Raw genomic sequence first — 25,296 nt, 5'->3', positions numbered from 1 at the left:
ATCAGCCCCAGAGCGTTTCCACGACCTTTGCAGGCCATTTCTTCACATCCAGACCATGATGCGCAAACAGCGCCAGAGCGATACGCTCAAGGCCGAAACCGACGCAGGCGGTATGGGCGACATCGCCGTTGGCGAGGTTCAGACCCCATTTCTGGCCGAAGGCATCCTGATGGTAGTTGAAGCTCATGCAGGCTGTCGGATTGGTCGTCGATGTGACCGGGATCAGCAATTCGAATTTCAGGTTCTGATCGCGCTGGTTGTTGGCGAGCATCTTGCCGGCACGGCCGAAGAAAGGATCGTTGGCGATATCGATGGTGACGTCGAGCCCGACCGCTTTCATCATCTCGACGCCACGGTCCATCCAGGTCTGGCGGAATTCGGTGACGTCGGATTCGGTGCCCATGCAAACATATTCGCGCATGCGGAAAAGCTGCTGGCGGGCCGGATCCTTGGAGGGCTCATGGCGGAAGCAATAGGACTGGATGTCATAGAGACCACCGCCGGCAGGCAGCGCGCCGCGCTTGGCGATCGTCGGATAAAGCGGATAGCAGGCTGCCGGCGTCAGCACGATGTCTGTTGCTTTCTGGTCCTTGGTCCAGTCGCCGCCCTCATCCATGGTCTTCAGCAGGCTGACATGGTCGAGCTCACAGCCGCAGAAGGAATGAACCGTGCCGGCCAGCTGCGGGAAGCTCTTCATGTAACCGCTTTTTTCAAAATGGGCGCGGTTGATGCCGGGCGGAAAACGGATCGCTTCGGCGCCATCGGCGGCGCCCGTGCGGTCGATCAGCCGCTCGAATGCGGCAATCACGTCCTCGAACTGGCCGCTACGTCCATAAAGGCCGTCCACACCCGTTTCAATCAGCAGGCCTTCTTCGAACAATCGGTCGAGAAACGATGTTTGCATGTCCATGGTCTTATCCCAAGAGGCTGGTGTCCTGCTTGTGAACCAGCAGGAGATTGGCGGAATTACCGAGAATACGGTCGTTGGAAATCATCAGCCGGGCGGAATGCGCATCGCGCAGATGCCGGCCGAGGCTGTAGGGCGTGCCGTTCTTGTAGCCCATGATGCCGCAGACCAGCATGGCGTGGTCGATGATCTCAAGAATGGTTTCCGAAGAGCAGATCTTCACATTGTTCATGGCAACAGCAAAGGCCATGGACATCAGCTTTTCCGGATCGCTCTTGGTGTCCTCGTAAGCCTTGATGCCGGCAATGATGTTGGATTTCACCACCTGCAGCTTGGTGGATACCTCGGCAAGGCGGATCGCGCCGGGAGGGGCGGTGCCGGGTGACTTGCGGGCCGCGGCCCTGACGAAGGACTGGGCGCGCAGCACAGCATCCGAGGCGATGCCATACCAGACGGCGCTCCACAAAAGATGGGAGCTTGCAAGCATGGATTGCGCGGCGATTTCGGCGAAAGGCTTCGGGAAAATCTGCGCCGCCGGCGCTTCGCCGCGAAACAGGAAGCCGTCCGAACAGGTGCCACGCATGCCGAGCGTATCCCAGACATGGGTCTTTTCGAGCGTGTACTGGTTTTTCAGGAAAACGGTCATCACCTGATCGGCCGGCGCGGCATCCTTGTGGGCGCGCGAGGTGATGAGGATCGCATCGGCATTGCTGCCATAGGAAATGACGGTGGCATCCTTTTCCAGCCGGCAGAAGTCGCCATCGACCTCGATCGCGCAGATGGAGTTGCGCAGATTGCCGCCGATGCCGCCTTCGGTGGTGGCGGAGCCGAGCAGAAGCTGTTCACCCGCGATGCGGCGCATGAAGCCCGCATGCCATGCGCTAGCCTCGCCGTGTTCCACCAGGCTGGACAGCTTGATGTGATGCATGGCGAAAATCATTGCGGTTGCCGAACAGGCCTGGCCGAGCCGGGCGCAGATATCGGCGATTTGCTGCAGGGAAGCGCTTTCGCCGCCCAGCGAGGAGGGGATCTGGATGCCCAGCAGGCGTTCCTGCCTCAAGGCATCGACAGCCTCCTCAGGGAAGCGGCCGGTGACATCCACCTCGTCCGCATGTCTGGCGGCAATGGCCGCGACACGGCCCGCGCGCGCGGACAGAGTTTCATCCTGCGGCGCAACGGTCACGTTCATCAGGCAGCCTCTTTACCATCCAGAATAAGCTTAACGGTGTCTTCAATGGCCTTGATGCTGGCGAAGGACTTGCGGTTCAGCAGGTTATCGGGAAATTCGATGTCGAAAGCTTCTTCGATTCCCAGCATCAGTTGCACGGATGCAAAGGAAGAAAGGCCTGCCGCATAAAGATCGGCTTCATCTGCAATCGTATCGACCGGGGTTGGAAGCTGGCCGAATTTGGCCAGTATTTCACGTATAGTCGCGTTCATTCCGACGTATCTCCCATAAATTTCATATCTGCATAGTTTGTGCTTATCGTTACGTGGCAAACGATAATATTCACCTAAACCGTTAGGTTAATTACAACTAACGGCAGCATGCGCCATTCCCGCACCTTTGCCAAGCGGTGATCGGCGGCCTTGACAAAAGCCGGGCGGTGTTTTTTGCTGTGGCCATTCACCAGGGGTGTCCCGTCAAGGGGCTGAGATTCTGCTTTCATGCGCAGTGACCCGTTGAACCTGATCCAGTTCATACTGGCGTAGGGACGGTGCAAAGACCTGATGTCGGGCGGGCGCATGGCGTTTCGTGTCGGCAGTCAGGTATTTTCCATCATTCCGGCTCGAACTGGGTCTCCACTGTCAAACTTTGGAGCCTCAAGATGAATATCGCTGCCAAGACTATCCCGCTGTCGGTTACCACCGGACCGCATGCCGCCTCCACGAAAATCCATAAACCGGGAATTCTGCATCCGCATATTCGCGTGCCGATGCGCGAGATCGCGGTGCACCCGACGGCGGGCGAACCGCCGGTGACGGTCTATGATTCCTCCGGCCCCTATACCGATCCCACACATCCCGTTCTGATCGAAAAGGGTCTGCCGCGACTGCGTCACGACTGGGTCGTGGCACGTGGTGATGTCGAGGCTTATGAGGGCCGGCACGTTAAGCCGGAGGATAACGGCTTTGCCACCGGCGAGCGCCTGACACCGGAATTTTCCGTGCGCCACCAGCCGCTGAGAGCCACGGCAGGTAAAGCCGTGACCCAGCTTGCCTACGCGCGAGCCGGCATCATCACGCCGGAAATGGAATTCATCGCCATCCGCGAAAATCTCGGGCGCGAGGCGGCCAAGGAGAAGCTGGTGCGCGATGGTGAAAGCTTTGGCGCGCATATCCCTGACTACGTGACGGCCGAATTCGTTCGGCAGGAAGTGGCGTCGGGCCGGGCCATCATTCCTGCCAATATCAATCATTCGGAACTTGAGCCGATGATCATCGGCCGTAATTTTCTCGTTAAGATCAACGCCAATATCGGCAATTCCGCCGTCACTTCCTCCATGGCGGAAGAGGTGGAGAAGATGGTCTGGGCAATCCGCTGGGGTGCGGATACCGTCATGGACCTTTCGACCGGGCGCAACATCCACAATATCCGTGAATGGATCATCCGCAACTCGCCGGTGCCGATCGGCACGGTGCCGCTTTATCAGGCGCTGGAGAAGGTCAACGGCATTGCCGAGGATCTGAATTGGGAGGTGTTTCGCGACACCCTGATCGAGCAGGCGGAACAGGGCGTGGATTATTTCACCATCCATGCCGGCGTGCGGCTGCATTACATTCCGCTCACCGTCAACCGCGTTACTGGCATCGTCTCGCGCGGCGGCTCGATCATGGCCAAGTGGTGTCTGCATCATCATCGCGAAAGCTTTCTCTATGAGCATTTCGACGAGATTTGCGACATTTGCCGCGCCTATGACGTCTCCTTCTCGCTGGGCGATGGCTTGCGTCCCGGCTCGATCGCCGATGCCAATGACGCTGCGCAGTTTGCGGAACTGGAGACGCTGGGCGAGCTGACGCAGATCGCCTGGGCGAAGGATTGCCAGGTGATGATCGAAGGCCCCGGCCATGTGCCGATGCACAAGATCAAGGAAAATATGGACAAGCAGCTGAAGACCTGCGGTGAGGCGCCCTTCTATACGCTTGGGCCGCTGACCACCGATATCGCGCCCGGTTACGACCACATCACGTCAGGCATCGGGGCGGCGATGATCGGCTGGTTCGGCACGGCGATGCTCTGCTACGTCACGCCCAAGGAACATCTCGGCCTGCCTGACCGTAACGACGTGAAGGTCGGTGTCATCACCTACAAGATTGCCGCCCATGCCGCCGACCTTGCCAAGGGCCATCCGGCGGCACAGGTGCGGGATGATGCGCTGTCGCGCGCAAGGTTCGAATTCCGCTGGGAAGATCAGTTCAACCTGTCGCTCGACCCGGATACGGCGCGGTCCTTCCACGATGAGACCCTGCCGAAGGAGGCGCACAAGGTCGCGCACTTCTGCTCCATGTGCGGGCCGAAATTCTGCTCGATGCGGATTTCCCACGATATCCGCGCCGAGGCGCAGAAGGAGGGGCTGGAGGCGATGGCCGCCCGCTTCAAGGAAGGCGGCGAGCTTTATATGCCGCTGCCGACGCCTGCGAATGCCGAATAAATGCGCGCCCTTGTCAAGGGAACGGGGGTCGCCGGATTAACGGCGGCCTTCGAGCTAGCGCGGAGCGGCGTTGTTGTCGAGGTCTCGGAGCGCAATGCCGAGCCTTCTCGCGGGGCGTCGTTTTATGCGGGCGGTATGCTGGCGCCCTGGTGTGAGCGCGAAAGCGCGGAAGAGGCGGTTCTGACGCTTGGCAAAGCGGCGCTTGATTGGTGGGCCGAAGCGGCTCCCGGCCTTGTAGTCCGCAATGGCACGCTGGTGGTCGCGCCTGCCCGCGACAAGGCGGAGCTGTCTCGTTTCGCATCGCGGACCAGTGGTTATCGCTGGGTGGATGAGGGGGGGATCGCCGCTCTGGAGCCTGATCTTGCCGGCCGGTTCCTGTCCGGACTTTACTTCCCGGGCGAAGGACATCTCGATCCGCGCCTTGCTTTGAAATCGCTGCATGAGCGGCTTTGCGCCATGGGTGTGCGGTTTCATATGGGCGTTTCGGTGGATGAACAGCGGTTCGACCGGGTGGTGGATTGCACCGGGTCTGCGGCGGTAGGAACGATTTCCAGCCTTCGCGGTGTGCGGGGAGAGATGCTTTATCTCGGCACGCCAGAGATTTCCCTCTCCCGTCCTGTCCGGCTGCTACATCCACGCATTCCGCTCTACATCGTGCCGCGTGAGCCCGGCCGCTTCATGGTGGGTGCGACGATGATCGAGACGGAGGATGACGGGGCGATTTCCGCCCGTTCGATGATGGAATTCCTCAATGCCGCCTATGCCGTGCATCCGGCCTTTGCGGAGGCGGAAATCATCGAGACCGGCACGGGCGTGCGCCCCGCCTATCCCGACAATCTGCCTGACGTGACCGAGGACGGGCGGACCATCTTCATCAACGGCGCGTACCGGCATGGCTTTCTGCTCTCGCCGGCGATGGCGCGGCATGCGGCCGGGATCGTCTGCCAAACTCTTATTCAAAAGGAACACGATCATGAAACTTCTGGTGAATGGCGACGAGCTTGATCTTGCCGCCGAGACGCTGGCCGGCCTGCTTGCCAGCCTCGAATATGAGGGCGAGTGGCTGGCGACGGCGGTCAATGGCGATCTGGTGCATTCGGAAGAGCGCGCCGATTATTTGCTGAAAGCTTTCGACCGCGTCGAAATCCTTTCGCCGATGCAGGGAGGTTGAGGCCATGCTGACGCTTTATGGCCGCGAGGTCTCGTCCCGTCTTCTGCTCGGTACGGCGCGTTATCCGTCTCCCGCCGTGCTTGCCGATGCGGTGCGGGCCAGCAATGCGGATATTCTGACGATTTCGCTGCGTCGGGAAATGGCGGGCGGCAAGCAAGGCGGTCAGTTTTTCGAGCTGATCCGCGAACTGGACCGTCATATCCTGCCCAATACCGCCGGTTGCCACACCGTGAAGGAAGCGGTGTTGACGGCGAAGATGGCGCGTGAGGTGTTTCGCACCAACTGGATCAAGCTCGAAGTCATCGGTCATCACGATACCTTGCAGCCGGATGTCTTTGCGCTGGTGGAGGCGGCAAAAATCCTCTGCGACGAGGGTTTTGAGGTCTTTCCCTATACGACTGATGATCTTGTCGTGGGCGAAAAGCTGCTGGAGGCCGGCTGCAGGGTGCTGATGCCCTGGTGCGCGCCGATCGGCAGCGCCATGGGGCCGCTTAACCTGACGGCACTGAAATCGATGCGGGCGCGGTTTCCCGATGTGCCGCTGATCGTCGATGCCGGCATCGGCCGGCCGTCACATGCGGTGACGGTGATGGAGCTCGGCTATGACGCTGTTTTGCTCAATACGGCGGTTGCCGGGGCACGTGAACCGGTCGGTATGGCGGAGGCTTTTGCCCGCGCGATAGAGGCTGGCCACCGGGCATTTCTGTCCGGGCCGCTGGAACCACGGGATATGGCCGTTCCCTCGACACCTGTTATCGGGAGGGCAGTTTTCTCCTGATCGCGGCTTTTGCCAGAGGCGGGGCATGTCACCTTTTTGCGTTGACAGTGCCCTGCGGCGGCGGGATACCGGGAGAAAAGGGGAACGGCATGGCGACGCGCAACAATCTTCTCACGGATATCGACGGCGTTTCGGTCGGCAATGTCACCGATCTCTCCCTCGGCTCCGGCGTCACGGCGATTGTTTTCGAAAAACCCGCCATCGCCTCCGGCTCGGTTCTCGGCGGTGCGCCCGGCGGGCGTGACACCGGCCTGCTCGACCCCGCGATGACGGTGGAAACCGTGGATGCACTGGTGCTTTCCGGCGGTTCGGCCTTCGGGCTGGATGCGGCGGGCGGTGTTCAGGCCGGGTTGCGCGAGATCGGCCGTGGGTTGCAGGTAGGTTCCACCCGCGTGCCCATCGTACCTCAAGCCATCCTGATGGATTTGCTGAATGGCGGCGACAAGGAGTGGGGGTTGCATTCGCCTTATCGTGAGATGGGATATGCGGCCTTCAAGGCGGCAGGTCGCGAGACTTTCGAACTCGGAACGGTGGGCGCAGGAACGGGCGCGACGACCGCCACCTTCAAGGGTGGCCTTGGTTCGGCCAGCGCCATCAGTTCCGGCGGCTATAAGGTGGCGGCCATCGTCGCGGTCAATGCGCTGGGTTCCGCGACTGTTGGCACAAGCCGCCATTTCTGGTCCGCACCTTTTGAAATGCAGGGCGAATTCGGCGATTGCGGTTTTCCGGAACGTTTCGAACCGGACCATACCGCGCTGCGGCTCAAGGGGGTCAATCTCACTGCGACGACCATCGGCGCTGTCGTGACCGATGCGACACTTACAAAGGCGCAGGCGCATCGCCTCTCCATCATGGCGCATGACGGGCTGGCGCGTGCGATTCTGCCCGCCCATTTGCCGAGCGACGGCGACACCATGTTCGCGGCGGCGACCGGCGACAAACCGCTTGAAGGCGGCGTTCATTTCGCCGAACTCTGCTATCTCGCCACAATCGTGATGGCGCGGGCGGTGGCGCGCGGTGTCCATGCGGCGACGGCGCTGCCGGTGGCGGGCGCACAAAAGGCCTATCGCGATCTTCATGGGCAGGACCGTTGAGCGATGAACGAAACGAGAGCACCACTGAAACCCGTTCTCCGCATTGATTTTTCGCCCGGGGAGCGTCTGGGCCACGGCAAGATCGAGTTGATGGAGCTGATTGTCGAGACAGGGTCCATTTCGGCCGCCGGGCGGGCCATGGATATGTCCTATCGCCGTGCATGGCTGCTGGTCGATGCGCTGAATCATATGTTCACGCAGCCGGTGATCGAATCCCAGCGCGGCGGCAAGCAGGGCGGCGGGGCGGCGTTGACCGCTTTTGGGGCCGAGGTGCTGGAGCGCTATCGCGGCATGGAAAAGCGGATGAACGAGGTCTTGCGTCAGGATATCGACTGGCTGGAGACCAACCGCAATCCCGATGATGCCGTCAATAGGGATCGAGAGCCGCCGATTTTATGATGGCATGCACCGGCTTCCCGGGCTCCAGTTGCAGGCGTTCACGTGACAGGTCGGTGATGCGCGACTGGATGATATCGCGGCCGCAATCCACCTGAACCGTCACCATGCCATCCTCGCTGACCGAGATATCTGCGACATAGCCTTCGAGAATGTTGAGCGCGCTGAGGCCTTCGGGTTTCACCAAAGCCAGCATGACATCGCGAGCCGGTATCAGCACCCGTGCAGGGTTGCCGGGTGCTCCCATTTTTGCCGGAACCTGAAGCAGCGCTGTGCTGAGCCTTACGGCGGCAAGCCCGTGCCGTGTATCGAAGCTTTCGATGTGTCCTGACAGGATGCTGCCCGCTTCCCGCCGCTCCAGATGGCTGCTGAAATCGGGTCTCCCCAGCACATCGGCCGCATTTCCCTGCGCCTCCACCTTACCGTCTTTCATCACCACGATGCGGTCGGCAAGGCGGGCGACTTCCTGGATGGAATGGCTGACATAGACGATCGGAATTTTCGTCTCGTCGCGCAGCCGTTCGAGGTAGGGAATGATCTCGGCCTTGCGCTGTTCATCCAGCGAGGCGAGCGGTTCGTCCATCAGCAACAGTCTGGGGGAAGAAAGCAAGGCGCGGCCGATAGCAACGCGTTGTTTTTCGCCGCCGGACAGTTTGTTCGGACGGCGCTGCAAGAGATGGCCGATGCCGAGCATGTCGACGATACGGTCTTCATGCGCGACCTTCGTTTTGTCTGCGGTGAACCACCTGCCGTAATGAAGGTTCTGTATCACGCTGAGATGCGGGAAAAGCCGCGCCTCCTGAAAGACGTAACCGAAGCGGCGTTTATGCGCTGGCAGAAACAATCGCTTTTCACTATCGGCCAAGACTTGGCCATCAAGAATGATCTGTCCGTTATCCGGCCGCAACAGACCGGCAATGATACGGATCATCGATGTCTTGCCGGAGCCGGAGCGCCCGAAGAGTGCGGTCACGCCGCCTTCGGAGGCAAATGACGCGTCGAGTTCGAAGGAGCCGAGGCGGTGGTGAGTTGAGACCGAAAGCGTCATTCCATGCTCACCCGTTTGCCAATGATACGGGCCAGAAACTCCGAGACGAGCAAGGCGAGCATGGAAATCACGACGGAAACGATGGTCAGCCGCAATGCACCGGCATCGCCGCCGGGCACCTGCGTGAAGGTGTAGATGGCGGCGGAAAGCGTCTGGGTCTCGCCCGGAATGTTTGAAACGAAGGTAATGGTCGCGCCGAATTCGCCCATGGCCTTGGCAAAAGCGAGGATCATGCCGGCGATGATGCCGGGGAGTGTCAGGGGGAGCGTGACGGTGAGGAACACCCAGAACGGGCTTGCCCCGAGCGTTCCCGCTGCCTCTTCCAGCTTGCGGTCCACTGCCTCGATGGAAAGGCGGATGGAGCGCACCATCAGCGGAAAGGCCATGACGGCGCAGGCGAGCGCCGCCCCGGTCCAGCGGAAGGAAAAGACGATGCCGAAATAAGTATCGAGAAATTGCCCGATCGCGCCCCTGCGGCCGAAGAGAACAAGCAACAGAAAGCCGGTGACGACGGGCGGCAGAATGAGCGGCAGGTGGACGATGCCGTTCAGCAGCGATTTGCCCCAGAAGCGGCCGCGCGCCAGTGCCACGGCCACCGCAATGCCGAAGGGCAGGCTGGCAAGCATGGCGATGGAGGACACCCAGAGGCTGAGCCTGATCGCCGTCCATTCTTCAGGGCTGAGTGTCCACCAATGCAATGCCATATCCTGCAATCGTCAAGTTTCATGGCCCACCGGGAGGTGGGCCTGAGACAAGCTTATTTCAAAACGGTAAAGCCTTGCTTTTCGAAGAAGGGCGTTGCCTTGGCCGACTTCAGGAAGTCCAGATAGGCCTTTGCTGCCGGGGACTTTGCTTCCGAAAGAATGGCGACCGGGTAGATGATCGGCGGGTGGCTGTCTTCCGGGAAGGTGCCGACGATCTTCACACCCGGATCGGCGGCTGCGTCGGTCTGGTAAACGATGCCATAGGGCGCTTCGCCGCGCGAGACGAGCAGCAGGGCGGCACGCACGCTTTCCGCGCCGGCGACTTTCTTTTCAACCGAAGACCAGGCGCCGAGCTTTTCCAGAGCGGCCTTGCCGTATTTGCCGGCGGGAACGGAATCCACCGCGCCCATGGCCAGACGGCCATCGCCCACCAGAGCAGCAAGATCGAAGCCCTGCTTGATATCGACCGGCTTTGCCTTGTCTGCGGGAGCGACGAGAACGATGCGGTTACCGAGAAGATTGGAGCGGCTGTCAGCGTCGATCAGCTTCTTTTCGGCGACATAGTCCATCCATGCAAGGTCGGCGGAAATGAAGATATCCGCCGGTGCGCCCTGCTCGATCTGCTTGGCGAGCGCGGAGCTCGCGGCATAAGAAACGGTCGCTTCGTTGCCGCTATCCTTCGCCCATTCGGCATTGATGGCGTCGAGCGCGTTTTTCATGCTCGCGGCGGCGAAGATAGTAACCTTTTCGGCGGCATGAGCCGGCACGGCCACAAACGAGGCCGCCACCCAGAAGGATGTGGCGGCGGCAATGGTCTTGAAGAAGCTGCGACGCAAAAGTCTCATGGTCTGTTACCCCCGTTTCGAGATATTCCAATGAATATATCGATAGGCCTATAGGGCAATCATTATATTTTCAAGGATATATCGATGGGATAGGGAAAAGGCCGCAGCTTTGGCTAATGTGCCTGGTGAAAAGAGTTCGAGGATCTTTCATTCGTCATGTTTGGGCATGCCCGCAACATCGCAGGCATAACAATACCCAACCCATTGGCCTGTGCCCGCAATCCGATCAGAAACGTTCGCCGGCAAAATGGGCGATCTGCGCGCCTGCCTCGTAATAGGCTTCCTTCACCGCACGGAAAGTCTGCGCTTTCGGCTCGGTCAGCGGCAGAGGCAAATCGTTTTCGGTGACCTCACCCAGAATATGCTGCGCGATTACCTTGCCAAAGGTTGTGCCCGGCGCGATGCCGCGACCGTTATAGCCTGAAAAGCCGACGACATTTTCAGCGAATTTGTGGAAGCGCGGCACGGCATTGTCGGTCATGCCGATCTGGCCATACCATTCACATTCGAATTCCGTATCGCCGAGCTGCGGGAAAAGCCGTTTCAGCGAGCGCTTCGCCCAGGCCCGGTGGATGGCGGCGCCGGTGCCGCGTAGAGCACCCACACTGCCAAAGACCAGCCGGCCGGTCTTGTCCATGCGGAAGGATGAGAGGATTTCCTTCGTGTCCCAGCAGCCTTCGCGGCCGGGCAGGATGCTTTTTTGCAGGTTGTCGCCGAGCGGTTTTGTGGCGAAGTTGAAATAGGGCAGGTAGACCTGTTCATCGCGAACGATCTGCCATGGGCCGGTGCTGTAGGCTTCGGTGGCCACAACGATCCAGCTGGCGGTTACCGATCCCTCCGGTGTCTTCACCACCCATTTCCCGCCGCTGCGCTCGGTTGCCACCACGGGGCTTGCGGTATGCATTCGTGCACCTGCCTTTTGTGCGGCGGCAGCCAGGCCGCGAACATAGGCAAGTGGCTGGATCGTGCCGGCGCGTGTATCCAGAAGCGAACCGGAATAGGCAGTGCTGCCGGTCCGCCTGGCTGTTTCCCCGGCATCGAGAACACGGACGGGTGCGCCTCTCGCGGCCCATTGTTCGCAGCGTTCACGGATTTCGGTAAGCCCCTTCTCGCCAACGGCGCAATGCAGCGTACCGTTTTTCTCGATCTCGCAGGGGATTGCGTGTTTTTCCACCAGTTCGCGCACGAGAAGCGGGGCATTGCCCAGCAGGTCGAGAAGGCGTTCGCCATAAACCTCGCCCAGCACACCCGGCAGCTCTTTCGGCATGACCCACATGCCGCCATTGATGAGGCCGACATTACGGCCTGAGCCGCCGAAGCCGATTTCCCTGGCCTCGAGAAGAACGACGTCCACGCCCTTTTCCGCAAGATGGAGGGCGGCGGATTGTCCGGTGAAGCCACCGCCGACAATCACGACATCGGCAGTTGCAGCACCTTGCAGCGCAGGCGTTACGGGTGGCTGCGGGGCGGTCTTTTCCCAGAGGCCGTGCGAGCGGGGGTCATTATACATCGTTCCACCATGTTTCGGGCCAGTTCATTTGATTTCCGTATGAGTGACAAGCCCTTGTTTATGAGACTTTACAAGCGGCTCCACCTGTTGAATATCGACATATCGTCAAGAGTTCATTCCGTGAGGGAATATGGTTCTGCCGCCGCGTCGCTTTTTGCCATCGCTTTCGTTGCTGGCAGCCTTCGAGGCCGCTTCGCGCGCGGGTAGCGTTACGGCTGCGGCGAGGGAACTTGGCCTCACGCAGGGTGCGGTCAGCCGGCAAATACTGGCGCTTGAGGAGCAGCTCGGCGTGGCGCTGTTTCTCCGCGAGCGGCAGACCATCCGGCTGACAAGGGCTGGGGAGGGTTATGCGCGGGAAATTCGCGAGGCCCTGCGGCGCATATCGACGGCTTCGCTCAATCTGCGCGCCAACCCGGATGGCGGGACGCTCAATCTCGGTGTTCTGCCCAGCTTCGGCACACGCTGGCTCGTGCCGCGCCTTCCCGATTTCCTCGCCCGGCATCCGGGCGTTTCGGTCAATCTCCTGACGCGGTCGTCGCTGTTCGATTTCCGGACCGACACCGTCGATGCGGCAATCCATTTCGGACTGCCGCACTGGCCGGGCACCGAACTGGTTTTCCTGATGCATGAAAAGGTCATTCCGGTGTGCAGCCCGGCCTTCAAGGAGCGCCATGGACTTTCAGGGCCGGGCGATCTGCTGCGTGTGCCGCTCTTGCACATGACAACCCGACCGGATGCCTGGGAACAATGGTTTCGCAGCCATGAAGTGCGTTTCGACAATGTGCATGGCATGCTCTTCGATCAGTTTACGACGATTGCGGAGGCGGCGAGCGCAGGCGTCGGTGCGTCGCTCATTCCGTCCTTCATGATCGAGGAGGAGTTGCGAAGCGGCCGACTCGTGGCGGCGGTTGCGGGAGAGGTGGAGAGCGAGGAGGCCTATTATCTTGCCTGCATGCCGGATCGCGCCGGTTATGCGCCGCTCGAGAGTTTCCGGCGCTGGGTCGTGGCCGAGGCCGCATCCGGAGCGAGTGACGGGACGGTTGAGTTTTCGGCGTAAACCGGCGGGCGGTCTTGCAAGACCGGCGCTGGTCAGCCAATAGTGCGCCATGACGTGTGGCAGCAGAAGCCACGCACCGAAAGTTCCAATACGGGAGATGTCCGTGAAGCCCATTTTTGTTCAGCTTCAATGCGAGCCCGGCAAGACCTATGATGTCGCCGATGCCATCTATAAAACGGAGCTGGTTTCCGAGCTTTACTCCACCAGTGGAGAGTATGATCTGCTGTTGAAAATCTACCTGCCGCCAGAAGAAGATATCGGCAAGTTCATCAACCAGAACATCGTCAATATTCCGGGAATCGTTCGTTCGCTGACGACGCTGACCTTTACCGCGTTCTGACGCGGACAAGCCTTGATCCACCGATATCATCGCCGGGAAGGCGCTGATCGGCTCTTGCGGCGATATAGGGCACTTCAATTGACCAGGGTGTATATTTTTCGGGGGAGAGCTTTGCCGGGCTTTTCAACGCATCGGATCAGAGTGTTCCGATGCACCGTGAATGGGGTGAGCCACGGCGAAAGACGAATTGTCATGTAAAATAAAAGCGCGCCATCGGCCCGCAATTTGGGGTCCGATATTTGGCGCGCTTTGGTTTTGACGGTTCCATGAGCGGGCGATGGTTTTCCCGCATCAGGCCGCGGCCAGGTTCCGGTTGCGTACGAGATCGCGAATGGCAATCCGCACGTCGTCGGCGCTGTCGAACTTCTGTTCGTCCAGGTCATGAACGTGGAACTTCACCGCGATGAACTTCAGCCGGTCGTTGTCCGGGATGACGATGCCGACGGGTTCGCCAGCGAATTCAATAACTTGCTTCTGCATAGATATACTCCCGCTGTGGCTACTTCACACAGCATGTTGTCGAACTGATTTTCAGGAAATTGAGACCGTTAAGTCACATTCGACAGCAGCGGGAACACGTGGATTTAAATCCAGCATTCCAGGATTCAAGACCAAGGATTGCGTTGATGTTGATATGTTTTGACATGACACACTCCCTGTATTGGTGTTGATCCGGAATCAGGAGACTCGTTCTCCAGTTCCACACTGATAATCCAGACCAGCACTAAAATCAATGCTGATTGTTATAGGTAGAATATTTTTCTTTATGATGACAGGAGAGGGGCGGAATTGTGAAATTTTTGTTTTCTTGCCCTGCCGCTTCGAAAAGCCCGGCGTCGCGGGCTTTTTATGCTTTTTTTAATCGTCGCCAGATGCCGCCGGGGGGTAGATGTGATCGTTTCCGTTGAAATCGGAAACGGAATAACAGCCATCGATTGTCTTTTTGGCCGCATTTCTGCCAATAGCCGCCTTGCCGTGGCCGCCCGGAATGTCGAGGACATAGGTGGGCTGGCACAGGCCGGAGACATGTCCGCGCAAGGCGGAAACGATTCGCTGTCCCTCTTCGATCGTCAGCCGGAAATGGCTGGTGCCGGGCGCGAGATCGGGATGATGCAGATAATAAGGCTTGATACGAGCCTCGACAAAGGCGCGCATCAATTCGGCAAGCGTTGCCGGATCGTCATTGATGCCTTTCAGAAGCACCGTCTGGCTGACCATGGCTATGCCGGTATCGATCAAGCGCGCCGCAGCACCCCTCGCAGCTTCACCGAGTTCCCGTGCGTGATTCGCGTGCAGGGCGACATAGATGGTCTTGCCGCTCGCCTTCAGCGCATCGATCAGCGCCGTGTCGATACGTTCGGGGTCGACCACCGGCACGCGGGTATGGAAACGGACGATCTTTACATGGGGTATGTCTTTCAGGCGTGTCATCAGGTCGGACAGGCGCCGCGGGGAAAGTACCAGCGGGTCACCACCGGTGAGGATGACCTCCCAGATCGCCGGGTTGGCCTTGATATAGTCGAATGCGGCGTCCAGTTCCTCCGGGCTCATCATGCCGTTGCCCTGAGGCCCGACCATTTCGCGGCGAAAACAGAAACGGCAATAGACGGGGCAGACATGCACCGCCTTCAGAAGGACGCGGTCGGGATAACGGTGAACAATGCCGTGCACGGGGCTGTGGGCATCGTCGCCAATCGGATCGTCGCGCTCTTCGGGAAGATGGATGAGTTCGGCCGGGTCCGGCACGAATTGTCGGGCAATGGGATCGTGCGGATCGCGATTGTCCATCAGATCGGCAATGGCCGGCGTGATCGCCAGCGCATAGCGCTGCGTCACCGGGCGCAGGCCTTCCAGCGCTCCGGCCTCGATCAGCCCCGCCTCGACAAGCGCTTCGGGTGTCTTGATGGTTTCAGGCCTTGTCATCGCCCATAGTCCGCAACGGGTGCCCACATGACGAGATCGATGCGGGGTGCCCCGGTGGCCAGCATCACCAGCCGGTCGAAACCGAGCGCTATGCCGCTTGCCGGTGGCATGATCGCCAGTGCTGCGAGAAAATCCTCATCCAGCGGATAAGTCTCACCATAGACCCGCTGCTTCTCGGCCATTTCCATTTCGAAACGCCGCCTCTGCTCGGCAGCGTCGGTCAATTCGCCGAAGGCATTGGCAAGTTCCACGCCGCAGGCATAAAGCTCGAAACGTTCCGCTACCCGTGCGTCCTTCGGGGACTTGCGGGCAAGGGCCGCTTCACTGGTGGGGTATTCATCAAGGATCGTCGCGCGGCCGAAACCCAGTTCCGGTTCCACCCGCTCGACGATGACACGGCTGAACATGTCCGCCCAGGTGTCGTCCCCGGCCACGCGGATGCCGGCATGGGTGAGGTTTGCGGCAAGATGTCGGCTGTCGGTTTCGCCGTTTCGGCCGATGGTGGCCAAAAGGTCAATTCCCGCATAACGCTCGAAGGCTTCGGCGACGCTCAGGCGTTCCGGCTCAAGGAAGGGGTCGACGCTGCGGCCACGATAGGTGAAATGTTTGGTCCCGGTGGTTTCGGCCGCCAGCGCCAGAAGATTGGCGCTGTCCTTCATCAGGCTCTCATAGGTTTCGCCGACCCGATACCATTCCAGCATGGTGAATTCCGGGTGGTGCAATGGGCCTCTTTCCCGGTTCCTGTAAACGTGGGCGAAACAGGAAATGCGTTTTTCACCTGCGGCGAGCAGTTTCTTGCAGGCGAATTCCGGCGAGGTATGGAGATAGAGCGGTATGGCATCGCCGCCCGGCGTCAGACCCTCAGTGGCAAAGGCGTGCAGATGCGCCTCATTGCCGGGCGAAATCTGCAGGGTGGCGGTATCGACCTCGAGAAAATCGGCACGGGCGAAATAGCCGCGGAATGCCGACTGGATCGCGTTGCGGCCAATGAGAAAAGCGCGGCGGTCGGCGTGGACATCGGGCGTCCACCATGGCGACATTATCTCTTTGCTTGCGCGCATCTTCTCTTCTTTTCCGTCTTCTCTGCGGCGTCCCATTGCGGATAAATAGCCCGCAAAACGCCTGATCGCGTCATTTAAAGCAATTCCGGGCGGAAAACCGCTAGGCACTCTTCCGCGAATTGCTGTAGAAGGCTGGCAATTCGCGCGGATTTAAGGTAGTTGCGCCCCAGAAAAAAGACAAAACGTCTGCCGGGGCCGGTGCTGCCGCGCAGTCCTTTACGACGCATTTCATCGAGTTACAAGGAAGTCATATGGTCAAGGTTATCGCCTCATCCGTCCGCAAGGGCAATGTTCTCGACGTGGACGGCAAGCTTTACGTCGTTCTCACCGCGCAGAACTTTCACCCCGGCAAGGGTACGCCGGTCACGCAGGTGGACATGCGCCGCATCGTTGATGGCGTGAAGGTCTCCGAGCGCTGGCGCACCACCGAACAGGTCGAGCGCGCTTTCGTTGAAGACCTGAACTTCCAGTTCCTTTATGAAGACGGCGAAGGCTTCCACTTCATGAACCCGGAAAACTATGACCAGGTCGTTGTCGATGTCGAGACGATGGGTGACCAGAAAGCCTATCTTCAGGAAGGCATGACCTGCGTTCTTTCCATCCACGAAGGCAATCCGCTGGCGGTTGAACTGCCGCGCCACGTCACGCTGGAAATCACGGAAACGGAACCGGTCGTGAAGGGCCAGACGGCTTCTTCCTCTTACAAGCCGGCAATTCTCTCCAACGGCATCCGCACCATGGTGCCGCCGCATATCGATGCCGGCATCCGCGTGGTCATCGCCACGGAAGACAATTCCTACGTCGAGCGCGCCAAGAACTGAGCCTGACGGCTGGGTTAAAGAAAAGCACCGGGTGACCGGTGCTTTTTTGTATCTGGACCAACAAAAAAGCCCGCGTCGAGACGCGGGCTTTTATTTGTCTTGCTGGCTGGGCTTACATGCCCTTGGCGGCAGTCCGGGTCGGACCGGCCTTCTTCGGAGCCGTGGTCTGGCCAACGGCGTAACCGCCGCCGAGCGCCACGTTCAGCGATACATAGTCCTGCGCGGTCTGCTGTACAGCCTGTGCGAGGCTTGCCTGCGCGGTGGAAACCTGACGCTGCGCATCGAGAACGTCGAGCAGCGAGGAGGCGCCATCGCGGTAGCTGGCCGTCGAAAGCTGCAGCGCTTCCTGATAGGAAGCCACCGTCTTGCGCAATGCATCGGCCGTGCGCTGATCGCGAGTGACGGCGGCCAGAGCGTTTTCGACTTCTTCCACGGCGGTCAGCACCGTCTGCTTCCAGACGAGATATTCTTCGCGTGCCTGGGAATTGGCGAGGTCGATATTGGCGCGGATGCTGCCGCCATCGAGGATCGGAAGAACGAGGCTCGGACCAAAGGACCAGCTGTTGGCCGTTCCCCTGCCGCCACCGCTCAGGAAGTTGTAGCTCGGGGTGATGGAACCACCGAGCTCGATGCTCGGATAAAGCTGGGCTTCGGCAACGCCGATCGAGGCGACCGCGGCGGCGAGATTGCGTTCTGCAACGCGGATGTCCGGGCGGTTGCGAATGAGGTCGGCCGGAATACCGGTACGCGGAACGCTGCGTGCAACGGGCTGGCGTGCGCCCTTCTGCAGTTCGGAAATCAGCGACGAGGCGGGCAGGCCGAGCAGGGTGGCGATGCGATGGGCCGCCTTGCGGAAGTTGGTTTCAAGGCCCGGAATATCGGACAGCGTCGAATTGACCAGACCTTCGGACTGGACGACATCGAGGCGCGAAGCCGCACCGGCTTCCAGCTGCAGCTTGGTCAGATCCAGCGTTTCGCGACGGGACGCCAGGTTCTGGCGGGCAATCGCCAGGCGCTCCTGATAATAGCGCACGTCGATATAGGCTGCGGCGACCGACGAAATCAGCGTCAGGCGCTGAACGTCAACGGTGGAGTAAGCGGCATCGAGCGATGCATTGGCGCTTTCCGTTGCCCGGCGATAGCGACCGAAGAGGTCGAGCAACCAGGAAACGCTGAGGCTGCCTGAAGACACGTTGGTGACGGGAACGTCACGGTAGCTGCCCTTGGTCTCACTGGTCGTGTGGCTGCCATTGGCCGTCAGGCTCGGCAGGCCGCCGGCGCCGGCCGAGATCACCTGGGCTTCCGCCTGGTTGATGCGTTCGATCGCCTGCATCACCGTCAGGTTCTGCTTCAGGCCGGTCGAAACGTAACCGTTCAGGCGGCTGTCATTGAAGGCTGTCCACCATGCAACGCTGCTGATGTCGCCATTACTGGTTTTTCCGGCTTCCGCAAACTTTCCCGGCAATTGAACTTCGGGCGTCTTGTGGTCAGGTCCAACAACACAGCCTGAGAGCAGCAGCATTGTCAGGGGAAGAGTAGCGCGAATAGACAGCATATAATTTTCCCAATTCTTAGGTTGGCTTACCGAGCGCGGCTTGCTGACAAATGGGCTGCGCGGTCGATATGCCGTAGAAACGTGCATTTGCCAAATCGGCGACATTTCTAGCAGCGTATTAACGGTTGGCACAGCCCATTTTTGTTTTGTTAACGCCTTGAAAGGCGACGAATGATGACGAAAAAGGACGGAACGAAGAAAATTCCGAGCAGTGTTGCAGAAAGCATACCACCCAGCACCCCGATACCGATTGCATTTTGCGCGGCAGAACCCGCTCCGGTTGCGATTGCGAGAGGCACGACACCCAGGATGAAGGCGAGCGACGTCATGATGATCGGGCGCAGTCGCAGCTTCGCTGCCTCCAGTGCTGCTTCCACCAGACTTAACCCATGCTCCTGCCTCTCCTTGGCGAATTCGACGATCAGGATCGCGTTTTTCGCGGCAAGGCCGATGGTCGTCAGCAGGCCCACCTTGAAGTAGACGTCGTTCGTCTGGCCGAAGAAGTGGGCCGCAGTCAAAGCGCCGAGGACACCCACCGGAACGGCCAGAATGACCGAGAAGGGGATCGACCAGCTTTCATAGAGAGCGGCAAGGCACAGGAAGACGATCAGTACCGACAACGCATAGAGCATCGGCGCCTGTGATCCGGAGAGACGCTCCTGATAGGAAATGCCCTGCCACGCAACGGTGTAGCCACCCGGCAGGCTTGCCGTCAGGCGTTCCATCTCGTCCATGGCTTCACCGGAAGCGACGCCTGCACCGGCGGTGCCTTCCAGCGAGATCGCACCCGTGCCGTTGAAACGGGCAAGAGACGGCGGAGCGTTGATCCATTTCACCTCGCTGAAGGAGGAGAAAGGCACCATCTCGCCGTTGGTGTTGCGGGCATACCAGAACTTCAGATCATCAGGCTGCATGCGGTAGGGCGCGTCACCTTGGACATATACGGGCTTGAGTTCGCCGTTGAGGGTGAAGTCGTTGACATCCCGGCCGGCAAAGATCGTCGACAGCATGAGGTTCACGGAGGAGAGATCGACGCCCATGGCCCCCATCTTTTCCTGATCGAGAATGATCTTCATCTGCGTTTCATTGTCCTGACTGTCGCTTCGAAGCGAACTGATCTTCGGATTGCCGGTGGCAAGCGCGATCAGTTCCTTGGACGAAGCGGTCAGGGCGTCGGTGCCGTTACGGCCGCTATCCACGAGATACATCGAGAAACCGCTCGATGTGCCCATGCCCTGAATGGCCGGCGGCAGAAGCGGGAAGACCTGCGCATCGCGGAAACCGAAGAAGGTGCCCATCGCACGCTGCACGATGGCGCCAGCGTGCTGATCGGGTGCGGTTCGTTCGGAGAAATCCTTGAGCTTGGTGAAGACGATGGCGTTGTTCTGGCCGGAGCCGCTGAAGCTGAAGCCAAGCACGCCGAAAACCGATTCGACATTGGCGGCTTCCTTTTCGCGGAAGTAGCTTTCGACCTGCTTCACCACCTCGTTGGTCCGTTCGATATTCGAACCGGTCGGCGTCTGGATGATCGTCAGCAGCACGCCCTGGTCTTCCTGCGGCAGGAACGAGCTGGGCAGCTTGCTGAAGAACCAGGCGCAGCCGCCGATGACGATCGCGAAAATAATCATCACGCGCAGAGGCCGTTTCAGCAGATAACCGATGGAGGAGACATAACCATCCGTCGTCTTGCCGAAGCCGCGGTTGAACCACGCGCCCGGTCCGCGCTGCTTCTTGTGGTGGTCGATCGGCTTCAGCATCGTGGCGCAGAGCGCCGGCGTCAGAACGATGGCGACCACTGCCGAAAGCAGCATGGCCGAAACGATGGTGACCGAGAATTGCCGATAGATGATGCCCGTCGACCCACCGAAGAAGGCCATCGGAATGAACACGGCGGTGAGCACGAGCGCGATACCGATGATCGCACCGGTGATTTCACCCATCGATTTTTCGGTCGCCTCGACCGGAGACAGGCCCTCTTCCGACATGATTCGTTCGACGTTTTCGACAACCACGATGGCGTCGTCGACGAGCAGACCGATGGCGAGAACCATCGCGAACATGGTGAGCGTGTTGATGGAATATCCCGTCAGCGCAAGGATGCCGAAGGTGCCGAGAAGCACGACGGGAACCGCGATCATGGGAATGAAAGTGGCCCTGAGATTCTGCAGGAACACCAGAAGCACGACGAAGACGAGGATGATTGCCTCAATCAGCGTATGCACCACTTTTTCGATCGACAGCTTCACGAAAGGCGTCGTGTCATAGGGATATTCGATCGCGACGCCTTCCGGCAGCGAGCCTTCGACGTTGGCCAGCGCAGCTTTCACGCGCGCCGCCGTGTCGAGGGCGTTTGCACCCGTGGCGAGGTTGACTGCGAAACCGGCGGAAGGACGACCGTTGGAGCGTGAATCGCCGCCATAGGTTTCCTGGCCGATCTCGATGCGGGCCACGTCGCTGAGACGGACAGTCGCGCCGTCCTTTTCAACCTTCAGGATGACCGACTCGAAATCGGCGACAGTGGTGAGCTGGCTCTGCGCCGTCACTGTGACGTTGAGCTGCTGGCCCTTGACTGCGGGAACGGCACCGAGCGAACCGACCGAAACCTGGGTGTTCTGGCTTTCGATGGCGCTGGTGACGTCGGCCGTGGTCAGCTGGTATTTGTTCAGTTTGAACGGATCCAGCCAGATGCGCATTGCATATTCGGAACCGAAGACGTTGATGCTGCCCACGCCTTCGAGGCGCTTGATCTGGTCTTCGACACGCGAGGAGAAGACGTCGCCGAGATCGGCGGAGTTGCGCTTGCCGTCGGTCGAGATCAACGCGCCAACCATCAGGATGCTCGATGTGGAGCGGCTGACCTGGATACCCTGCTGCTGCACGGTATCGGGCAATTGCGACTGGACGAGCTGCAGCTTGTTCTGCACCTGAACCTGCGCGATGTCAGGCATGATGCTGTTGCCGAAGGTCAGTGTCACTTCGGCGCTGCCGGTAGAGGATGACGACGTCATGTAGGTGAGGTCGTCAAGACCGGTCATGCCGTCCTCAATGATGGTCGTCACCGATTTTTCCACGGTTTCGGCGCTGGCGCCGTTATAGGTTGCGCTGACACGCACCGTCGTCGGCGCAATATCGGGATATTGCGAGATGGAGAGCGTCGCGATCGCCAATGCGCCGCCCAGCATGATGACGATGGCGATAACCCATGCAAAAACGGGGCGCCGGATGAAGAAATGGGCCATGGCAGTCCTGCCTTACCTTTTACGAGCTTCGACCGAGGGTTTCGTGCTCATGCTTATTTCGAGGGGGCGGCGGCAGGCGGAGCTTGCTGCGGCAGAACGACGATACCGCGATCGTCGATGGTCACTTCAACGGGCGCGACTGTCGCGCCATCGGCGATCCACTGGAAGCCGTCGACGATGAGCTTGTCGCCATCCTTGACGTTTTCCGTCACCAGCCAGGCGTTGCCCGACTGCTGGCTGGACGGGAAGGTGCGGGTTTCCACCTTGTTTTCCGCGGTCACGAATTTCGCGGTCAGTTCGCCATTGGCGTTGCGGCTCGCGGCGCGCTGCGGAATGCGGAAGCCCTTTTCCTTGCCGATGGTCAGCGTGGCGCGGACATAGGTGCCGGGCAGCAGCAGATCGTCCGGATTGTCGAACAGGGCACGGATGGAGAAGGTGCCGGTGGTTTCGCTCACCGCCATGTCCGACATGTCGATCTTGCCGTCATGCTTGTATTCGGTGCCGTCTTCCAGCGTCAGGTGAATACCGGTCTCCTTTGTATCGCCGCCGAGCTGGCCCGACGAGATCGCCTTTTTCAGACGCAGAAGATTGGTGCTGGACTCCATCAGATCGATATAGATCGGGTCGATGCGGCGCAGCGTCGTCAATGCCGTCGTCTGGTTTGCCGTTACCACGTTGCCGATGCTGAAGGCGGTTGCGCTGGTGATGCCGTCGAAAGGCGCGCGAACCTTGGTAAGGTCGAGGTTGATTTCAGCCGTTTCCAGCGCCGCCTTGGTCTGGGCCACATCGGCTTCGGCCTGCAGCAGCGTCACCTTGGCGTTTTCATATTCGATCTGCGTTGCGCCGCTGTTGACCAGCCGCTCGTAACGGGCAAGGTTCGCCTGGGCGCTCGGGATGCTGGCTTCGGCCTTGGCCACGTTTGCCTTCGCCTGCGCTACCTCGGCCAGATAGGTATTGTCCTCGATCTGGTAGAGAATATCGCCCTGCTTGACCTCGCTGCCTTCCTTGAAGGGAATTTCGCGGATGATGCCGGTGACGCGGGGGCGGATTTCCGCTGTCTGGAACGCGCTGGCACGGCCGGGAAGAACGGTCGTCAGAGGATATTCGCTGTTCTTCATCAGGATGATGCTGACCGGTGACGGCGGACGTTCGCCACCCGGAGCGGCGGCCTGGCCGCTCTCGCCGCCATCGCTGCATCCCGCCAGAATTGCGGTCACGCACAGAGAAGCAAATAGGGGTAAAATACGTCGGCTCATTGTTCTTCCCTGCGTATCGGTCGCATTCAACTATAAGCGCAATGTCGCTCGGCGGATGCGCGTCCGGGAGAACAGATGAGACGACACAAAGGCCTTTTTGGGCCTTCTTCGTTCATTCCTTCCGGACCGCCATGCGCATAGAAGCGCAGGCTTTGGCGCTTCGCAAGCAGTTGCGAGAAGGTGACGTAAATTGGGAATCGTCACTTAGCAAGCGGATTGCGCAATCCCGCATCGATTAAATCGACCAGTTGATCGCAACGTGTTGCCAAATTGCCGATGTCTTCCCGTGCGATGAGCACCGGGTGAATGACGCTTGTCAAAGCATGGAGCACGGTTTCCGCAAGTGGCGGAATGTCGGCCGGTGCATAGATTCCGGCATCGATACCGTCGCTGATGATGTCGGCCAGCAGGCTGGCAATGACGGCCTTATAATAGTCGCCGCACTTCATGTCCTGCTTGGCCGTCATCAGGATCATTTCGAAGATATAGGGATTGTCGTTGAGGTCCTGGTGGTGCTGCTCCATCAGGGTGCGGGCGAGGTGGCGTAACCTCGAAAGCGGCGCGTGGTTTTTATCCAGCGGCCGGATGTCCCGCTCGAATGCGCCGATCTGCTCGAAGGCAATGGCGTCGACAAGGGCGTTCTTCGAGCTGAAATTCTTGAAGACATTGGCGGGCGACATGCTGAGCGCGGCGGCGATATCGGCAATTGCCACGGCGTTGAAGCCGCGCTCGCGGAAAAGCTCTTCAGCCTTGGCAAGAATGTCCCGCCGCGTTTCCTCGGCGGAACGGCGAGGCCGGCGTCTGACAGGACGGTCGTTCTTCCTGTCGCCTTTTCTCGCCTGTTCGATCGTTTTGCTCACGGTCAGACTCCGGGGAAGAACGGCTCCAGATTCCGGCGTACTCTTGCCAGCGGCGTCTCGCCGCTATCGTCGGGAACGAAGCGCTCTCCGGTGATGCGTTCGTAGGCATCAATATAGACCTTCGAGGTTTGCAGCACGAGGTCCTGCGGAATTTCGGGAACATCGTCCTTGTAGGGGTCGCAGCGTTCGGCAACCCAGGCTCTCACAAAATCCTTGTCGAAGCTCGCCGGCCGTGTGCCGTTGCGGAAGCTTTCCTCGTAGCTGTCGGCCATCCAGTAGCGGCTGCTGTCCGGAGTGTGGATTTCGTCGGCCAGGATGATCGTACCGTTTTCGTCCGTCCCGAATTCATATTTCGTGTCGACGAGGATAAGGCCCTGCTTTGCGGCAATTTCCTGTCCGCGCCTGAAGAGTGCCAGCGCGTAACGGGACAGGGTGTTCCATTGCTCCTGCGTCAGGAGCTTCTTCTCCACGATCTCTGCCGGCGTCAGCGGTTCGTCATGGCCGCCATCGAAGGCCTTGCTTGTCGGCGTAATGACCGGCTCGGGCAGAATCTGGTTGTCTTTCATCCCGTCCGGCAGGCTCATGCCGTACATCTGTCGCTCACCCTTCTTGTAAAGGGTCAGGATCGACGTGCCGGTGGTGCCGGCCAGATAACCGCGGACCACGACTTCGACCGGCAATATTTCAAGCCTCTTGCCGATGACGACATTGGGATCGGGGTAGCTGACCACATGGTTGGGGCAGATGTCCTTCGTCTGTTCGAACCAGTAGCGCGCTGTCTGGGTCAAGACCTGCCCCTTATAAGGAATGCAGGTAAGGATGCGGTCGAAGGCGCTGAGGCGGTCGGTGGATATGATGATGCGGTTGCCGTCGGGCAGATCGTAGTTTTCCCGTACCTTGCCACGGTAATAATTGGGCAGCTCGGGAATGACGGCTTCATCGAGAATGCGCACGGGTTCTCCACTTCTTGACTTTACAAGGGGCGCCGGACGCCCCGCTCTGGCTTAAAATCCTGTCCGTTCCTATTGCATGTTTCCCTGTACAGGGCCAGCCGCCAGATAAAGGAGGTGTTCCCCGC

The 25,296-nt window shown here is 59.7% G+C and carries 24 protein-coding genes and 1 riboswitch; of the genes, 9 read left to right on the top strand and 15 right to left on the bottom strand.

The genetic code is table 11. The annotated features are described in order from the left end of the window. Window position 1 precedes the first annotated feature (1 nt). The 3 genes from JZX88_RS17035 to JZX88_RS17025 are packed head-to-tail and all read right to left on the bottom strand — an operon-like array spanning window position 2 to window position 2,347. Window positions 2-910, bottom strand: coding sequence for an amino acid--[acyl-carrier-protein] ligase (locus JZX88_RS17035; RefSeq protein WP_206914258.1), 909 nt, complete (start codon window positions 908-910; stop codon window positions 2-4). Between the two features lie 4 nt (window positions 911-914). Continuing rightward, window positions 915-2,096, bottom strand: a complete 1,182-nt coding sequence (locus JZX88_RS17030; RefSeq protein WP_142858101.1) for an acyl-CoA dehydrogenase family protein — start codon at window positions 2,094-2,096, stop codon at window positions 915-917. Further along, on the bottom strand, window positions 2,096-2,347 hold the full coding sequence (locus tag JZX88_RS17025) for an acyl carrier protein (RefSeq protein ID WP_003504852.1): 252 nt from the start codon (window positions 2,345-2,347) through the stop codon (window positions 2,096-2,098). Before JZX88_RS17025 ends, JZX88_RS17030 begins: the two co-directional genes overlap by 1 nt. 182 nt (window positions 2,348-2,529) lie before the next feature. Further along, window positions 2,530-2,641, top strand: a riboswitch (TPP riboswitch). 95 nt (window positions 2,642-2,736) lie between these two features. Here JZX88_RS17025 and thiC point away from each other — a divergent pair. From thiC to JZX88_RS16995, 6 genes are all read left to right on the top strand, one after another. Further along, complete coding sequence (thiC, locus tag JZX88_RS17020) at window positions 2,737-4,560, top strand: phosphomethylpyrimidine synthase ThiC (RefSeq protein WP_206914257.1); 1,824 nt, start codon at window positions 2,737-2,739, stop codon at window positions 4,558-4,560. Continuing rightward, window positions 4,561-5,565, top strand: coding sequence for a glycine oxidase ThiO (gene thiO, locus JZX88_RS17015; protein WP_110756803.1), 1,005 nt, complete (start codon window positions 4,561-4,563; stop codon window positions 5,563-5,565). Then, on the top strand, window positions 5,534-5,731 hold the full coding sequence (gene thiS, locus JZX88_RS17010) for a sulfur carrier protein ThiS (protein ID WP_065114209.1): 198 nt from the start codon (window positions 5,534-5,536) through the stop codon (window positions 5,729-5,731). The genes thiO and thiS overlap by 32 nt, the downstream gene beginning before the upstream one ends. A gap of 4 nt (window positions 5,732-5,735) precedes the next feature. Next, the gene (locus tag JZX88_RS17005; RefSeq protein ID WP_110756804.1) at window positions 5,736-6,509 is read left to right on the top strand and encodes a thiazole synthase; all 774 of its coding nucleotides are present in this window, start codon (window positions 5,736-5,738) and stop codon (window positions 6,507-6,509) included. A gap of 89 nt (window positions 6,510-6,598) precedes the next feature. Then, the gene (locus tag JZX88_RS17000; protein ID WP_110756882.1) at window positions 6,599-7,603 is read left to right on the top strand and encodes a P1 family peptidase; all 1,005 of its coding nucleotides are present in this window, start codon (window positions 6,599-6,601) and stop codon (window positions 7,601-7,603) included. 3 nt (window positions 7,604-7,606) lie between these two features. Next, window positions 7,607-8,002, top strand: coding sequence for a winged helix-turn-helix domain-containing protein (locus tag JZX88_RS16995; RefSeq protein ID WP_110756806.1), 396 nt, complete (start codon window positions 7,607-7,609; stop codon window positions 8,000-8,002). Here the strand turns inward: JZX88_RS16995 and modC are convergent. The 4 genes from modC to JZX88_RS16975 form a co-directional block, all read right to left on the bottom strand. Further along, window positions 7,971-9,047, bottom strand: a complete 1,077-nt coding sequence (gene modC / locus JZX88_RS16990) for a molybdenum ABC transporter ATP-binding protein (RefSeq protein WP_206914256.1) — start codon at window positions 9,045-9,047, stop codon at window positions 7,971-7,973. The genes JZX88_RS16995 and modC overlap by 32 nt on opposite strands. Further along, window positions 9,044-9,751: a molybdate ABC transporter permease subunit gene (gene modB / locus JZX88_RS16985; RefSeq protein ID WP_065116060.1), complete on the bottom strand. Its 708-nt coding sequence runs from the start codon at window positions 9,749-9,751 to the stop codon at window positions 9,044-9,046. Before modB ends, modC begins: the two co-directional genes overlap by 4 nt. A 53-nt stretch (window positions 9,752-9,804) precedes the next feature. Beyond that, complete coding sequence (gene modA / locus JZX88_RS16980; RefSeq protein WP_110756810.1) at window positions 9,805-10,596, bottom strand: molybdate ABC transporter substrate-binding protein; 792 nt, start codon at window positions 10,594-10,596, stop codon at window positions 9,805-9,807. A 226-nt stretch (window positions 10,597-10,822) separates the two neighbouring features. Further along, window positions 10,823-12,106, bottom strand: coding sequence for an FAD-binding oxidoreductase (locus JZX88_RS16975; RefSeq protein ID WP_110756812.1), 1,284 nt, complete (start codon window positions 12,104-12,106; stop codon window positions 10,823-10,825). 130 nt (window positions 12,107-12,236) lie between these two features. Here JZX88_RS16975 and JZX88_RS16970 point away from each other — a divergent pair, with 130 nt between their 5' ends. Both JZX88_RS16970 and JZX88_RS16965 read left to right on the top strand, forming a co-directional pair. Beyond that, a complete protein-coding gene (locus JZX88_RS16970; protein WP_206914255.1) occupies window positions 12,237-13,163 on the top strand; it encodes a LysR family transcriptional regulator in 927 nt (308 codons plus the stop codon). Window positions 13,164-13,266: 103 nt separating this feature from the next. Then, window positions 13,267-13,503 (top strand): Lrp/AsnC ligand binding domain-containing protein, encoded by a 237-nt coding sequence (locus JZX88_RS16965; RefSeq protein ID WP_065116059.1) that lies wholly within the window; start codon window positions 13,267-13,269, stop codon window positions 13,501-13,503. 291 nt (window positions 13,504-13,794) lie between these two features. Here the strand turns inward: JZX88_RS16965 and JZX88_RS16960 are convergent, their stop codons facing one another. The 3 genes from JZX88_RS16960 to epmA all read right to left on the bottom strand — a co-directional run bounded on the left by JZX88_RS16960 (window position 13,795) and on the right by epmA (window position 16,487). Then, on the bottom strand, window positions 13,795-13,983 hold the full coding sequence (locus JZX88_RS16960) for a hypothetical protein (RefSeq protein ID WP_045019798.1): 189 nt from the start codon (window positions 13,981-13,983) through the stop codon (window positions 13,795-13,797). Between the two features lie 378 nt (window positions 13,984-14,361). Then, a complete protein-coding gene (locus tag JZX88_RS16955) occupies window positions 14,362-15,426 on the bottom strand; it encodes a lysine-2,3-aminomutase-like protein (RefSeq protein ID WP_206914254.1) in 1,065 nt (354 codons plus the stop codon). Beyond that, a complete protein-coding gene (epmA, locus tag JZX88_RS16950) occupies window positions 15,423-16,487 on the bottom strand; it encodes an EF-P lysine aminoacylase EpmA (protein ID WP_206914253.1) in 1,065 nt (354 codons plus the stop codon). Before epmA ends, JZX88_RS16955 begins: the two co-directional genes overlap by 4 nt. Before the next feature lie 251 nt (window positions 16,488-16,738). Here epmA and efp point away from each other — a divergent pair, with 251 nt between their 5' ends. After that, the gene (gene efp, locus JZX88_RS16945; RefSeq protein ID WP_065114199.1) at window positions 16,739-17,308 is read left to right on the top strand and encodes an elongation factor P; all 570 of its coding nucleotides are present in this window, start codon (window positions 16,739-16,741) and stop codon (window positions 17,306-17,308) included. A gap of 112 nt (window positions 17,309-17,420) precedes the next feature. On the opposite strand, the gene JZX88_RS16940 is transcribed toward efp, so the two are convergent. From JZX88_RS16940 to JZX88_RS16920, 5 genes are all read right to left on the bottom strand, one after another. Next, window positions 17,421-18,863 carry an efflux transporter outer membrane subunit gene (locus tag JZX88_RS16940; protein ID WP_065114198.1) on the bottom strand — a complete coding sequence of 481 codons (1,443 nt, stop codon included), beginning with the start codon at window positions 18,861-18,863 and terminating at the stop codon, window positions 17,421-17,423. 149 nt (window positions 18,864-19,012) lie between these two features. After that, window positions 19,013-22,102, bottom strand: coding sequence for an efflux RND transporter permease subunit (locus tag JZX88_RS16935; RefSeq protein WP_065114197.1), 3,090 nt, complete (start codon window positions 22,100-22,102; stop codon window positions 19,013-19,015). Window positions 22,103-22,155: 53 nt separating this feature from the next. Then, the gene (locus tag JZX88_RS16930; RefSeq protein WP_065114196.1) at window positions 22,156-23,358 is read right to left on the bottom strand and encodes an efflux RND transporter periplasmic adaptor subunit; all 1,203 of its coding nucleotides are present in this window, start codon (window positions 23,356-23,358) and stop codon (window positions 22,156-22,158) included. Between the two features lie 200 nt (window positions 23,359-23,558). Then, the gene (locus tag JZX88_RS16925) at window positions 23,559-24,218 is read right to left on the bottom strand and encodes a TetR family transcriptional regulator (RefSeq protein WP_206914252.1); all 660 of its coding nucleotides are present in this window, start codon (window positions 24,216-24,218) and stop codon (window positions 23,559-23,561) included. A 2-nt stretch (window positions 24,219-24,220) separates the two neighbouring features. Next, complete coding sequence (locus JZX88_RS16920; protein WP_110756818.1) at window positions 24,221-25,171, bottom strand: phosphoribosylaminoimidazolesuccinocarboxamide synthase; 951 nt, start codon at window positions 25,169-25,171, stop codon at window positions 24,221-24,223. Window positions 25,172-25,296: the final 125 nt, after the last annotated feature.

It is taken from the genome of Agrobacterium sp. OT33 (genome assembly GCF_017313365.1).
GTDB classification, from domain to species: Bacteria; Pseudomonadota; Alphaproteobacteria; order Rhizobiales; family Rhizobiaceae; genus Agrobacterium; species Agrobacterium rhizogenes_A.
The sequence above is the reverse complement of the archived record's forward strand: the minus strand, read 5'-3'. Positions and strand labels throughout refer to the sequence as shown.